We start from the raw sequence: 14,738 nt of genomic DNA, 5'->3' as shown, positions 1-14,738 counted from the left end.
AGATATCTCCTTTAATACTTTGAAGACTCAATTATACAATAGAAAAAAGAGAAAAAGTTTTTAAACTTTAATATTCATTTGTTCTAGTTTTTGTTTTAAAACCTGAGGACTAAATGGTTTTGCAATATAGTTATTTGCTCCAGCTTTAAGTGCTGCAATAACATTTTTCTTAGCAGTTTCTGTTGTTACCATTACAATTTTAATATGATTATATTTTTCTTGACTTCTTACTTTTTGTAAAAACTCAAATCCATTCATTTTTGGCATATTCCAATCAAGAAATATAACACCAATATCATTTTCATGCTCTTCTAACTTTTTTAGTGCTTCTTCTCCATTTTCAGCTTCAATCAGATCTTCAGGAGAAAATCCAAGCTGTTTTAATACATTTGAAATTATTTTCCTCATAGTTTTAGCATCATCTACTATCAAAATTTTCATATCAACTCCTTAAATACGTTATATTGAATGCATATCGACATTTTGAAAAAAAGTTTAAAAATTACATTTTTAAGACTTCTTCTAAGTCAATTTTTCCTTCATAAAAAGCTTTTCCTATAATTACTCCGTAGATATTATTTTCTTTTACTTTTCTAATATCCTCAATACTTGCAACACCACCACTTGCAATAACATTTTTTTTAGATACTCTCATTATATCAAGAATAAATTCAATATTCAAACCTTGAAGAGTCCCATCCTTACTAATATCCGTTGCAATTATACACTCAATATCACTATCTTTATAAATTTCAGCTAGTTTAACTGCTTTAATTCCTGCGCTTCCACCCCATCCATCAACTGCTACAACTCCATCCTTAGCATCAATTCCAACAGCAACTGGATATTTTGAAGCAAGTTCTTTTACTCTTTCAGGTTCTCTTGCAGCAATACTTCCTAATATTAGTCTATTTATTCCTAAATCAAGATATTTTTTTATAGTATCTTCATCTCTAATTCCACCTCCAAGCTGAATTTTTAATTTAGTATTTTTTCTAATTTTTTCAATTTGGTCTATATTTTTAGGTTCTCCTGCAAATGCTCCGTTTAAATCAACTATATGAAGCCATTTAGCTCCCATTTCTTCAAACTTTTTAGCAAGCTCCCAAGGCTCATTACTATATATTTTAGCACTATCCATTAGTCCTTTTGTAAGTCTTACAGCTTTTCCATCTTTTAGATCAATTGCCGGAAAAATTTCCATTAATACTCCTTATATTTTTACAAAATTTTCAAGTACTTTTAACCCTGCATTATGACTTTTTTCGGGATGTGGCTGAAATCCAAATATATTATCAACATTTACTGCACTTACAAACTCATATCCATAAATTGTTTTTCCTATAATATATTCTTCATCACATACAACATGATATGAATGAACAAAATATAAATATGGCTCATCAAGTCCCTCAAAAAGATGTGATTTTTTAGTAAAAAACATTTTATTCCATCCCATATGAGGAATTTTATGTGTGTGTGATTTTTTATTAAACTTTACTACTTCCCCCTTTATGAGACCTAGTCCTTTATGCTCTCCAAATTCATAAGACTTTTCAAACAAAAGCTGCATTCCAAGACAAACTCCCAAAACATATTTTCCACTTTTTACAAATTCTTTCATCGCAACATCAAGATTTGTTTCTCTTAAATGTTCCATAGCATCACCAAATGCTCCAACTCCTGGAAAAATAAGTTTATCATAATCTTTTAGTCTATCAGCATCTTTTACAATTTCAGCTCTTGCATTAATTTTTTCAAAAGCATTTTTTACGCTAGCAAGATTTCCCATATTATAATCAACAATCCCTATTTTCATTATCGATTCTCCATTTTTAGTTTAACTCATTTCATATCTTTACTAACACTTTTCATATAATACGCAAGCCCTATAAGTAAAAATGTAACAGCTGCTAAAAGCATAGCTGCATACATTAGTTTTTGAGGTGCAATCATAGCAAATTTAAATACTAGCATAAGCCCTTCAATTGCAAGAGCAATTACAATACTTCCTAAAAACTTAATCATAGTTTTATGTATTGCTAAAGGATGTTCGTCTTTCTCTCCAATTACTTCTTCAAATAAAAGAGTTTTCACCAGGTCAAAAAGAGCTAAAGACAGGGTAATTAAAATAGTAGATTCAAACATTCTCTTAATATCTATTTTATCTAAAGAGTAAGTAAAAAACATTTTCATTCCATCTACAAATAATAGTACACAGATAGCAAAAAGTGCTATTGCAAAAAATCCATAAACTATTCTATTGAAATTATGAACCCATGTATCCCCTCTTTCTTTATGAATAAGTTTCAAAAGTTCTTTTAAAGGAATATCTATTACAGCTACATATAAAAGCTGTCCTTTGTCATTAAAAACAGGCATAGCTGCACTAACTACCATATCCCCACCAATTAAAGTAGGATACGGATCAGTTAATATACACTTCTTTTCTTTAACTGCTTTATAAAAATAGGTTCTATTGGATTGATTAAGTTCTATGTAGTACTCTTTATACTCTTCTTTTAACGTCACAAGTTTACTTATTTGTTTTCCTCCAGCATCCAAAACATAAGCAGCATTTGCAAAAGGAATTTCATGAATTATTCTCTCAAGCCCTTCATATATTACATCAACTCCTATATTTGGCAATCTATTTGGTAAATTTCTTTGAAGTAAAAAACACAAATACGCTCTTGCCTCTCTTCTAATTTTCTGAAAATCTTTAATTTCACTTATTAACATAATTACCTCCTATTATTTTTAATAATTCTTCTACACATAACCCCATAGCAGTTGATTCAAATCCTTTTACCTCTTTTATATATTTTTTACAAAAACCTTCAACCATACAAGCCCCTGCCTTGCCTTGCCATTCATTTGAATTTAAGTACTCTTCTAAATCATTTTTATCAAATTCTTTAAATTTATAAATTGTTTCATCCAATCTTGAATATATTTTACCATTAAATTTAACCCACATAGAAGTTATGATTTTTATTTCTCTTCCACTTTGAGCTAAAAGAATGCGCCTAGCATCTTCTTTGTTTTTTGCTTTTCTTAAAATTAATTTTCCATCAGTTAAAACTGTATCAGCAGTCACAATATCTTGCGTTTCAAAACACTTTATGCATTCTTTAAACTTTCCTAAACTAGCTATTGTAACAAACTCATAAGGATCTTTTGTAGAAACTAAATCTTCATCAAAACCACAACTTTTTTGAATAAAATTAATATTAAAAGATTTTAGAAGCTTTGCACGAGTTTTTGAAGAACTACATAAAATTAACAATTTTACCCTTTGGTTTTAATGAAATTGTATCATATTATATCATTGGAGAATAAAGAATGTAAAATTTAAAATCAAATTATTTAAAAAATATTAACTTAAACAATAATTAATATTAATTTTTTTCTATAAGCCAAAAATTTTTTAGCTATTTTTAATTGTCCATTAATGTAAACACATATTCAAAAATATTTTTACCATCTTTATAATAAACTGTATATTCAATATTATATTTTTCACATATTCCTTTTACAATATTTAATCCTATACCAAGACCTCTTTTATGAGAATGTTCTCTATAATTTTTATCAAACACTGCTGATGAATTTTTTATTTTTTCTCCATATGATTCAAATCTTAATATTATTTTATTATTTACTTTTTTTAAAGATACAAAAATATCATTTTTAGTTGAATATTTAATAGCATTTGAAATATTATTATCTACAATTCTTTCAAACTCAATTTTATTAATCTTAAATTTAACTTCTTTTTCTATATCATAATGAAGAGTTTTATTATTTGCCTTTGATACTGCATTAAAAAAGTGAATACGTTCTTTAGTTACTTTACTTAAATCAAGATCTCCATTTGCTTCATATTTTAAAATACCATTTCCTGAAAGATATGATAAATCTTCATAAGAATTAGTAAGCATTGTAACAGCTGCTTCAATCTCTTCTAAAATTTCTAACATCTCTTCATTAGTAGTTTTACTTGTAATATAATCAAGATTAAGAGTAATAACACTAAGAGGTGTTTTTATCTGATGAATGGTATCTACAATAAATCGTTTATTTTCTTTTAATAAATTTTTATTTTTTTCAATCTCACTATTTAATTTATCTCTAAATTCATTATAAATTTCTTTAAGAACATTGACTTCTTGTATATAAGTTTTAATATTTAGCCGTTTATTTTTTTTCATATGATCAATAATTTTTGATATATCATAGGAAATTCTAAATATTATAAATTTATATACTATAAAAATTGCTATCGCTACTATAAAGAAATTTATATAAAATCTACTTTTTAAAGTATTAATATTTTGCATAAGTTCTTTAGTAGAAAACTCACTCCTTAGTAAAAGTCTATCTATTTGATTATCAAAAACACTTTCTATCATAGAATAAATTATTAAACTATTGGTGTCTTCATTAAATATAATTAATTTATCTTTTCTTTCATTAAAAATTTCAGTAATAACTTTAGAAATGAAATAATTCTTGCTAATATTATCTAATATTTTCTTAATATCATTTTTATTAAACCCCATTTCTTTTAAAATATTTTTTAATAATTTATAAGTATTAGACAGTACCGTGTCTAATGATAGTTTTTTTGAAAATCTTTTTTCAAAGTTAATCCTATACATTAAATATTTTTCTACAAAAAATACATCAAGTTTTTTTAAATCTGGTACATCTTTTAAAACATCTTGATATATTTTTTTCATTAAAGAATACATATCTACTACATACGCTAGCTGTAAAAGATATTTACCATTAGGTGAACGTACTAGAAAATATTTTTTTACATTCATAGAAGAAGTATCAATATGAGGAGGTGAAATATGAATTTGAATTTTTTCATCAAATACAGATTGTAGTATTTTCCTATATATTTTAAACTGGCCTAAATTAAAACCAATTTCAGGTTTATAACTAGCATCTATTATTTTATAGTTTTTATCTATAACAAATACTTCATAATGACCAAATTGCACATCTTTATTTAAAATATTTGCTATTTTTACCGGATCAAGATTTCCATTTTCATATAAAATCTTTAAAGTATCAAGTTTTTTTAAATTTTCATTTTCCATTACTTTAAAATAATATTGAACTTTATCTAAAATTGATTTAAATTTTTCTTGAATTTTTAAAGTATAAACATAATGCTTATTAATAAAATTTTGAATCATAACTTCTTTAGAGTAAGTATACTGATTATAAAGAGCAAAAAAAATAAACACTGATATCAAAGTAAAAATAATAAAAAAAATCCGATTTAAGTTAATACTAAACTTCAAATCTATAACCTACTCCGACTACAGTTTTTATATAGTCTTTATCAAATTTTTTTCTAAGTTCATTTACTAGTTGTCTTACAGAAGGGTTAGTTTTATTATCACTACCCCAAACAAAATCAATAATTTTTTGATTATTTACAGTATAGTTTATGTTTTTTAATAAAATATAAAGAAGTTTTTTTTCTTTTTTTCTAAGATTTACAAGTTCTCCATCTTTAAATAAATCGTTTGATTCAAATACAAACTCATAATCATCAAAACTAATACTTTTTTCTTCTTGCTCTAAAAGATGTTTTATTCTAACTTCAAGTTCAGTTGCATGAAAAGGTTTTTTTATATAATCATCACAACCATATTCATATGCTTTCTTGAAGTTATACTCTTCAACTGAAGCTGTTAACATTAAAATATAACCATCTTTTTTAAGTTCCCTTATATACTTTACAAGCTCAAGACCATTAACACCTGGAATATTTATATCAATAAGATAAAAATTATAATCCTTATTCTTTATAAAATCTAAAGCTTCACTACCATCTTTTACAAGAGTTACTATAAATTCTTTACTTGCTAAAATTCTTTTGACAATTTTAGCAAGTTGTAAATCATCTTCTACAAGCAAAACACTATACATCAAAAGCCTTTTTGAAAGTAATTATAATAAAAGAATGTAAAATAGATGTAAGAAAAAAGAAAAAGAAGTGTTAAATTAAAAATTTTTCTTTTACACTTTTAATTAAGTCATCAATTTTACTTGCATCTTTCCCACCACCTTGGGCAAAATCAGGTTTTCCACCTCCTTTTCCACCAACTATTGGAGCAAACTCTTTAATAAGTTCTCCAGCTTTTACATTAGGTACTTTACTAACTGCTACAAGCGTAACTTTTCCTTTATTAACTCCCGCTAAAAATGCAACCAGATTATCTACTCTGCCTTTTAAATCAGTTGCTATTTCACGCAAATTAGCATTATCAATTCTCTCAACTACAAAATTAATTCCATCTTTATGAATAGGTTTAATTTCCTTTACAGCTGCGATTTGCAGATTCTTAATCTCTTCTTTCAATTTTTTAATTTCCTCTTTTTGTTTTTCTATAAATGTTTTTAAATCTTTTGCTTTATTCTCTTGTTTAATATCTTCAACTAAGTCAATGTAGAATTTAGCATGTTTATAAGCACTAAGTCCAACCACCGCTTCAATTCTTCTAACACCAGCACTAACTCCTGATTCTTTAACTATATAAAAACTCCCAATCTCAGCTGTATTTTTGACATGGGTCCCACCACACAATTCAATACTAAAATCACTAAATTTTACTACTCTTACAATATCACCATACTTTTCACCAAATAGAGCCATAGCCCCTGCTTTTTTTGCTTCATCTATTGACATTTCACTCACTTTACCTTCAATTCCTCTTGCAATTACATTATTTACCATTTCTTCAATTTTGTCTAATTCTTCTTTTGTTAAAGCTTTTGGATGAGTAAAGTCAAATCTAAGCCTATTTTCTTCAACAAGTGACCCAGCCTGTGTCACATGTTCTCCTAGTACTTTTCTTAGAGCTGAATGTAAAAGGTGGGTAGCTGAGTGATGTTTTGCAATTTCTCTTCTGCTCTCATCTACAACTGCTTTAACCTCATCTCCAACTTTTAAATTAGCTTCTATTACTTTAGATAAATTTCTCTCATCAAATTTCTTAGTATCAACAACTTTTGCTAAAATTTTCCATTTTCCATTTTCCATTTTCCATTGCAAAATCCCTTTGTCTCCTACCTGCCCTCCGCTTTCAGCATAAAAAGGAGTCTCTTCAAGCATTACCCAACCACTGCTTTTGAGCTCTTTTACTTCATTCATATTTTCATCAAAAAGTGCTTTTACTTTTGTTGTTAAGTTCAAATATTCATATCCAACAAATTTATTTGGAGGGTACTTTTCAAGGTCTTTTAAATTAATTTTTACATCCCCACTTCCCTTCCAATTTGCTCTAGCACGCTCCTTTTGCTCTTTCATAAGGTCTTCAAATGCTTTTATATCAACTCTCTTACCAACTTCTCTTAGCATATCAGCAGTAAGGTCTAGTGGAAAACCATAAGTATCATAAAGTTTAAATGCTACTTCTCCACTAAATGTATCTCCTGTAGTTTTAGCAAGCTCTTCTTTAAATAACGCCATACCTTTATCAATTGTTTCAAAAAATCTCTCTTCTTCAAGTTTTACCGCATCTTTAATTGACTCTTTTTTCTCAAGTAAATAAGGGTATTGACTTCCCATCTCTTGAACTAACGTATCTACAATTTTATACATAAATGGACTTCTTTGTCCTAGCATATACCCATGTCTTACACCACGTCTAAGTATTCTTCTTAGCACATATCCTCTACCTTCTCTATCGAACCTAACACCTTGGGCTACAAGAAAACTCACAGCTCTAATATGATCAGCTATTACTCTATGACTTGCCCCTCTTTTATCTTTAAAATATTCTTTTGAAGTAATTTCTACAACCTTTTCAATTAAAGGCTTAAATATAGAAGTATCATAATTACTAGTAGCTCCTTCAACAATTGCTGTAATTCTCTCAAGCCCCATTCCAGTATCAATACTTGGCTTTGGAAGCGGAGTTAAGTTTCCTTTCTCATCACGGTTATATTGCATAAATACAAGGTTCCAAATCTCAAGAAACCTATCTCCATCTCCTCCTAAGTAATCCTCAGGAGAGTTAAACTCTTCACCTTGGTCATAGTGAATTTCACTACAAGGACCACATGGTCCAGTATCTCCCATTTGCCAAAAGTTATCTTTATCACCCATTTTTACTATTCTGTTTTTATCAACATATTTTTCCCAAATTTTACCAGCTTCATCATCACTTTCATGAATTGTAATCCAAAGTCTCTCTTTTGGAAGTTTAAGTACCTCAGTTACAAATTCCCATGCATAAGCAATAGCTTCCTCTTTAAAATAGTCTCCAAAAGAAAAGTTTCCTAGCATCTCAAACAAAGTATGATGACGATTTGTATATCCTACATTTTCAAGGTCATTATGTTTTCCTCCTGCTCTCATACAAAGCTGACTTGAAGTAGCCCTTGGAGGTGTAGGAGATGGTTTTTCGCCAGTAAAAATCGGCTTAAACGGAACCATTCCAGCATTTGTAAATAATAAGCTAGGGTCATCTGGAACTAAAGGGGCTGACGAGTATACTTTATGTCCTTTACTTTCAAAAAATTCTAAAAACTTTTTCCTAATATCCATTAAAGGCCTTTTTTGATAAAATTTTAACATAATTAAGCATTAATTGAGAATTTATAAAGGAAAATAGAAAGTTGACAAATGTATCAAAAAGAATTAAATATATTAAAAATAAAAAATCGTTTACGTGAGAGGAAAATATATGATGAAAATATAATAGATTTAGCAAGTAATGACTATTTAGGTCTAGCAGAAGATGAAGAAATTTTAGATAAAGCCTATTTTCATGCAAAAAAGTTTCTATCCCACGGTGCAAAAGCTTCAATGCTTGTAAATGGATACCATCCAGTTCACAAACTTTTAGAAGAAACTCTAAAAAAACTAAATAACTTCGAAGAAGCAGTAATAGTTGGAAGTGGTTTTTTAGCTAATATGGCACTTTTTACACTTGGTAGAAAAGGGGACTTATTTTTAGTAGATAGCGAATATCATGCAAGTGGAATAGTAGGAAGTAGTTTAACTGGGGCACAAGTTAGATTTTTTGAGCATAATTCATTTGATGATTTATTACAAAAAAGTAAAGACTACAAAAAATTTAAAAGAGTTTTTATTGTAGTTGAGGGAATTTATTCTATGATGGGTGATAAAGTAAAAAAAGAAATAACAAGCTTTGCTCAGGAGATTGGGTACTTAATAATTGATGAAGCTCATAGCGTAGGAGTTGCAGGTAATAAATTAATGGGAATTACTGATGAATATAATCTAAATCCAAACAAAACTATAAAAATGGGAACTTTAGGAAAAGCATTAGGAAGTTATGGAGCATACATTTTAGCAAAAAAAGAGATAATTGATTTTTTAATAAATAGAGCTAAAAGCATTATTTATACAACTGCCCTAAGTCCTATTGATACACTTCTTGGCCTTTATGCGATTGAAAAAATACAAAATAACTTAGATAAGTATAAAATTGAAATAAAAAACAGAAAATTAACATTTAATTCAGACTCTTTAATTAAAATAATACCTGCAATATCAAATAAAGTCCTCCTTCGCAAACAAAAAGCACTTTTACAAAACGCTCAGGTTTTAGTCGGAGCTATTCGTCCTCCGACTGTTAAAACCCCTATTTTTAGAATAATTATGAGAACAAATATTAATATTGATATAATTTCCAATACAATAAAATTTTTAGGGCAAAAATGATTAAAAAAATATTTGCATTTTTTTTGAGTTTGATATTTATTGCCATAATTGCAGCATTACTTTACCTTGCATATCTATATAATGCTACAAAATTTACTGCTGAGAAAATAATTTATTATAATCTTCCTCAATCAGCTCTATTTTTTGACAGAAATGGAGAATTAATAGATATAAGATATGGAAAAGAAAATAGAATTTACGCAAAATATGATGAAATTCCAGCAAGAATAATAGAAACTCTTCTTGCAACAGAAGACACTTCTTTTTTTGAACATTCAGGAATTAATTATAATGCAATTATTAGGGCAATTATTAAAGATATAAAAGCTGGTAAAAAAGTAGAAGGTGCATCAACTATTACTCAACAACTTGTCAGAAATATCTATTTAAATAGAAAAAAAACAATTGAAAGAAAACTAAAAGAGATAATTATCTCTATAAAAGTAGAAAGTTTTCTCACAAAAGAAGAAATTCTTGAAAGATACTTAAATCAAATCTATTTAGGTCATGGATATTACGGAATAAAAACGGCAGCACTTGGATATTTTCATAAAAACTTAAAAGATTTAACACTTAAAGAAATTGCAATGCTTATAGCTCTTCCTAAAGGTCCAAGCCTTTATGACCCTACAAAAAATTATAACCTTAATATAAAAAGAGCAAATTCTATTCTTAAGAGAATGTACTCTCTTGGATGGATTAATGAAGAAGAGTATAAAAAAGCTTTAATTGAAACTCCAAAAGTTTATAAAAAAATGATAAAATCAAAAGCAAGTTGGGCAGTTGATGCCACTATAAAAGAACTAAAAAAAGAGTATCCAAACTTACTCACAAAAGGATACAATATTTACACAACTATAGACCTTCCTACCCAAAAACTCGCACTTGAAGCTATAAAATGGAACTATAATAGACTACTCAAAATGAATAAAGAATTAAATGCTTCAAAACTAAACGGCGCAATGATAATAATAAATCAACAAACAGGAGATGTTTTAGCAATTGTTGGAGGAGTAGATTACAAAAAAAGTAAATTTAACCGTGCTACTCAAGCTATTAGAAGCATTGGAAGTGCAATGAAGCCTTTTGTTTACCAAATTGCACTAAATCTTGGATACAACCCTGCAAGTCTTATCCCTGATATTAGTAGAACTTTTAAAATAAAAGGGAAAACTCTAGAAGAAGATGAAGTTTGGAAACCAAAAAACTATGAAAAAAACACTTTAGGACTTATTACTCTAAGAGAGGCTCTTGTTCATTCAAGAAATCTTGCAACTATAAATCTGGCACTTGCTATTGGTTTAAATAAAATAATAGACTCCCTTTATGATTTTGGTTTCAAAAACATTCCTAAAAATCTCTCAATTGTCCTTGGAAGTATTGGAGAGAGTATTTGGAGTTTAAGCGAAAAATATACTATATTTAGTAATTATGGAATAAAAACAAAATTAAGAATAGTAAAAAAACTTACCATTCCAAAAGAAAATATCTCAATAAAATTTGAAGAAAAACACGATGAAGTAGAACCAGACTATCAAGCATATTTAATAATAGATATTTTAAAGGATGTAGTAAAAAAAGGCACTGGTAGAAATGCAAGAGTTAAAGGAATTGAAATAGCAGGAAAAACTGGTACTACAAATAAATACAAAGATGCTTGGTTTGTTGGGTTTACTCCTGATACTCAAACAATTATCTGGTTTGGAAATGATGATTCAACAAGCCTTGGAAAATCAATGAGTGGAGGAAGAGTTAGCGCTCCTGTATTTAGATATTTTTATAAAAGACTTTTAGAAATTCACCCAGAACTTGCAAGAAAATTTAAAATCCCAAAAGGTGTTCATACATTCACTATAAATGGGGAAAAAGAGCTATTTACAAAAATTTCTCTTCCTCCTTCAAGAAGTGAAGTGGGAGAAGTTCCAGTCTTTTAACAAACTCTTCATATTCTATCATCTCTTTTAATGCAACTTCAGGTGAAATTTCTTTAAACATAATAGTACTTCCGCTTCTTAATTGAGATAGTTTAAATAAATCAAGAGGTAATACACTTCCTATTTTTGGATATCCACCTATACTTTGTCTCTCTTTTAATAAAATTATAGGCTCACCACTTTTTGGGACCTGCACAGCTCCAAAGGCAATTCCATTTGAAATAATATCTCCTTTTTTTGGAACAACCCTTCCACTAAGAACTGCAGCTTGACGATTTAGAGTTTTTAATTTAAAAGTAGTATTCAAAAATTTACTTTTATCAAACAATTCATCTTCATATCCAAAAACTATTCTTAAAATTATCTCTTTTTGAGAAGGAATATATAGATTTCTTGCATCCTTATTTATTACATATCCTTTCTCATTTGCAAACAGTATATCTTTATTTTCTAACTTTTTTCCTATCTCTTCTCTTAGATTTACACTACAACTATCTAAAAATTTTTCTACTTTAAATCCACCTTTTATACAAAAATATAAAAAATTTCCCTCTTTAAAAGGTTTTACTTCAATTAAATCTCCTTTTTTTATCTTAAAAGTTCTATTTGAAAAAAATTTTTTTCCATTTATTACAACATCACAAATTGCGCCAAAAATAGAAATTGAAGTATCTATAAAGCTTCTGAGTCTAACTCCCCCAAAAGCAATTTCTAAGCAACACTTGTTTTTATCTTCAAGTAAAATATTAGCTATCTTATAAGAATACTCATCTATTGCACCTGATGGTCCAACTCCGATATCAAGATATCCTATTCTTCCAAGATCTTGAAAAGTAGTTAAAAAACCACTATTAATTACTTCAAAAGCTTTCAATCACTCCTCCACATTTTATAAATTCTTCACGAGTAATTGGTTCAAACTTCACTCTATCTCCTACTTTTAAAAAACTACCATTATTAAACATTTCAATATAAGTTTTTGCAACTATATTCCACCCACCAGGAGAATCTTTTGGATAAACCCCCGTTTGAATGCCAGCTATTCCAATACTACCTTTTTTTACCAGTTTTCTTGGAGATTCAAGCCTTGGAGCAAGGATATCAACTACTCCCATATAAGCAAATCCAGGCAAAAATCCTATTGCATATACATCATAAATTTTCGATGAGTGCTTTTTTATTACCTCTTTTATGCTAATTTTATTAATCTCAGCTATTCTTTTTAAATCGGGCCCAACCTCAAGTGAATAAAAAGCAGGAATTATTTTAATTTCACTATCTATCTCTTTAATTTCAGATGTAAGTAAACTATCTATTTCTTTTCTTGCTTCATTATAGTTTTTATACCCAAATCTAACTAAAATTGAATTATATGACGGGACTACTTCATAAAACTTCTTTAAAGTTTCATAATTTTGCCTTACAATCAAAAGAGTATCTCTGCTAACCTCACCAAATTCAATAATCAAACTATCAAAGCTTGCTAGCTTTATTTTATACATCTTATTCTCTTAATTACTTCAAGTGCTTTTTCATTATCCCCATGAACACAAATTGTATCAGCTTTTATAAATAACTCCTTGCCATTAATTGAATAGATTTTACCATTTTTTAAATCTAAATATCTTTTAACCATCTCATCTATGTCTTCAATAACTGCATTTTTTTGACTTCTTGGCACTAAAAAACCAAAATCATCATAATTTCTATCAATAAATGCTTCAAAAATCAAATCAACTCCAAACTCTTTTGCCTCTTTTAAATACTCTTCATTTTTAAGCGAGCTTAAAACCATAACAGGCAAATTTAAAATATTAGCAGCCTTTAAAATTCCTCTAAAAACTTCTTTTTCTCTCATCATATCATTATACAAAGCTCCATGTGGCTTTATATACTCTACATCAATTCCATATTTTCTAGCAAATGCCCTAAGCGCCCCTACTTGATATATTATATAATTTTCTATCTCAACTGACGAACACTTAATCGATCTCCTCCCAAATCCCAATAAATCTGGGTATCCTGGATGTGCTCCAAGAATAATACTATTATTCTTTACAAGCAAAACTGCTTTATCAATTGTCATTGGGTCAGATGCATGAAATCCACAAGCTACATTTGCCATATCAATAAGAGGAATTACTTCTTCATCCATTCCCATCTTCCAACTTCCAAAACTCTCACCCACATCTGCATTTAATTTCACTTCATCTCCTTAAAAGTGCTTATAATTCCAGCTAAAATTATTAAAACAGCTCCTAATATTTGATAAAAACTTGGCACTTGCCCTAAAAACAAAAATGCTAAAACAAATGCAAAAATTATATCAAGATATTGAAGTATACTTGCAAGAGTTAGTTTTATATAATTTAAAGAATCATACCAAAGAAAAAGTGCTAAGCTTGTGTGAACAATTCCTGCTATAATAGAAACTATTAAACCTTGCATTGTTAATTCCCATTCATTTAAAAATAAAAATGGCATTGTTAAAAAAATAGAAATCAAAATCTGCCAAGCAGTTACTATAGAGGCTTTATGATAAAGGGTTGCTATTTTTGAAAAGAACCCCAAAAGTCCATAACTTATTGCAGCTAATATTGCGATAACAGCCCCTAAATTAGCTTTTATTTCACCTTTAATACTTATAACAACTCCTAAAACAGCCAAGATAACTGAAGTTATGATATAGATATTTAACTTTTCTTTTAAAAAAATTGATGCTAAAAGAAGCGAAATAATAGGTCCTGCGTAATATATTACAACCACAGTTGACACATCAGTTAAGTTTAATGCCCAAAAGAAAAATATCCAATTACTCCCAAGCATAATGCCACTAATTAAAAGAGGCCAAAACGGTTTTAATTTTAAAAATTCTTTAATAGATACTCTTTTAACAACAAAATAAAAAATAAAAGGAAAAGCAAACAAAACCCTAAAAAATATAAATACAGGAGATGGAAAATTAGACCATATCCCCATAAGTGGTACGCTACCCCAAATAAAGGTAGCTCCAAGCATTTCCAGTAAGCCTTTTGTTTTCTTATTCACTTCCAACCTTTTTAATCTTTCACCAGATACTAATT

The 14,738-nt window shown here is 28.4% G+C and carries 14 protein-coding genes; 2 read left to right on the top strand and 12 right to left on the bottom strand.

Annotation, left to right across the window (positions count from 1 at the left end):
• Positions 1-60: 60 nt before the first annotated feature.
• From ACYQ1U_RS07715 to alaS, 8 genes are all read right to left on the bottom strand, one after another.
• Positions 61-441, bottom strand: a complete 381-nt coding sequence (locus ACYQ1U_RS07715; protein ID WP_459886264.1) for a response regulator — start codon at positions 439-441, stop codon at positions 61-63.
• Between the two features lie 61 nt (positions 442-502).
• Positions 503-1,204: a 1-(5-phosphoribosyl)-5-[(5-phosphoribosylamino)methylideneamino]imidazole-4-carboxamide isomerase gene (hisA, locus tag ACYQ1U_RS07710; protein WP_459886261.1), complete on the bottom strand. Its 702-nt coding sequence runs from the start codon at positions 1,202-1,204 to the stop codon at positions 503-505.
• Between the two features lie 9 nt (positions 1,205-1,213).
• Positions 1,214-1,819 (bottom strand): imidazole glycerol phosphate synthase subunit HisH, encoded by a 606-nt coding sequence (gene hisH / locus ACYQ1U_RS07705; protein WP_459886259.1) that lies wholly within the window; start codon positions 1,817-1,819, stop codon positions 1,214-1,216.
• 26 nt (positions 1,820-1,845) lie between these two features.
• Complete coding sequence (locus ACYQ1U_RS07700; RefSeq protein WP_459886256.1) at positions 1,846-2,742, bottom strand: PDC sensor domain-containing protein; 897 nt, start codon at positions 2,740-2,742, stop codon at positions 1,846-1,848.
• Entirely contained in the window at positions 2,729-3,289 is a 561-nt protein-coding gene (maf, locus tag ACYQ1U_RS07695; protein WP_459886254.1) for a septum formation inhibitor Maf, read from the bottom strand. The genes ACYQ1U_RS07700 and maf overlap by 14 nt, the downstream gene beginning before the upstream one ends.
• A 151-nt stretch (positions 3,290-3,440) precedes the next feature.
• Positions 3,441-5,213 (bottom strand): sensor histidine kinase, encoded by a 1,773-nt coding sequence (locus tag ACYQ1U_RS07690; protein ID WP_459886251.1) that lies wholly within the window; start codon positions 5,211-5,213, stop codon positions 3,441-3,443.
• A gap of 97 nt (positions 5,214-5,310) precedes the next feature.
• Entirely contained in the window at positions 5,311-5,955 is a 645-nt protein-coding gene (locus ACYQ1U_RS07685; RefSeq protein ID WP_459886248.1) for a response regulator transcription factor, read from the bottom strand.
• A gap of 70 nt (positions 5,956-6,025) precedes the next feature.
• Positions 6,026-8,578, bottom strand: coding sequence for an alanine--tRNA ligase (gene alaS / locus ACYQ1U_RS07680; protein ID WP_459886244.1), 2,553 nt, complete (start codon positions 8,576-8,578; stop codon positions 6,026-6,028).
• A 78-nt stretch (positions 8,579-8,656) separates the two neighbouring features.
• Here alaS and ACYQ1U_RS07675 point away from each other — a divergent pair, with 78 nt between their 5' ends.
• Together ACYQ1U_RS07675 and ACYQ1U_RS07670 are read left to right on the top strand one after the other, a co-directional pair.
• The gene (locus tag ACYQ1U_RS07675; RefSeq protein ID WP_459886241.1) at positions 8,657-9,721 is read left to right on the top strand and encodes an aminotransferase class I/II-fold pyridoxal phosphate-dependent enzyme; all 1,065 of its coding nucleotides are present in this window, start codon (positions 8,657-8,659) and stop codon (positions 9,719-9,721) included.
• A complete protein-coding gene (locus ACYQ1U_RS07670; protein WP_459886238.1) occupies positions 9,718-11,655 on the top strand; it encodes a transglycosylase domain-containing protein in 1,938 nt (645 codons plus the stop codon). Before ACYQ1U_RS07675 ends, ACYQ1U_RS07670 begins: the two co-directional genes overlap by 4 nt.
• On the opposite strand, the gene ACYQ1U_RS07665 is transcribed toward ACYQ1U_RS07670, so the two are convergent.
• The 4 genes from ACYQ1U_RS07665 to ACYQ1U_RS07650 are packed head-to-tail and all read right to left on the bottom strand — an operon-like array spanning position 11,597 to position 14,703.
• Entirely contained in the window at positions 11,597-12,529 is a 933-nt protein-coding gene (locus tag ACYQ1U_RS07665; protein ID WP_459886235.1) for a 5-oxoprolinase subunit C family protein, read from the bottom strand. The two genes, ACYQ1U_RS07670 and ACYQ1U_RS07665, sit on opposite strands and share 59 nt — an antisense overlap.
• Positions 12,516-13,157: a 5-oxoprolinase subunit B family protein gene (locus ACYQ1U_RS07660; RefSeq protein WP_459886233.1), complete on the bottom strand. Its 642-nt coding sequence runs from the start codon at positions 13,155-13,157 to the stop codon at positions 12,516-12,518. Before ACYQ1U_RS07660 ends, ACYQ1U_RS07665 begins: the two co-directional genes overlap by 14 nt.
• Positions 13,145-13,861 (bottom strand): 5-oxoprolinase subunit PxpA, encoded by a 717-nt coding sequence (locus ACYQ1U_RS07655; protein ID WP_459886230.1) that lies wholly within the window; start codon positions 13,859-13,861, stop codon positions 13,145-13,147. The genes ACYQ1U_RS07660 and ACYQ1U_RS07655 overlap by 13 nt, the downstream gene beginning before the upstream one ends.
• Positions 13,858-14,703, bottom strand: a complete 846-nt coding sequence (locus ACYQ1U_RS07650) for a DMT family transporter (RefSeq protein WP_459886227.1) — start codon at positions 14,701-14,703, stop codon at positions 13,858-13,860. Before ACYQ1U_RS07650 ends, ACYQ1U_RS07655 begins: the two co-directional genes overlap by 4 nt.
• Positions 14,704-14,738 lie beyond the last annotated feature (35 nt).

It is taken from the genome of Caminibacter profundus, from assembly GCF_054657155.1.
The sequence above is the reverse complement of the archived record's forward strand: the minus strand, read 5'-3'. Positions and strand labels throughout refer to the sequence as shown.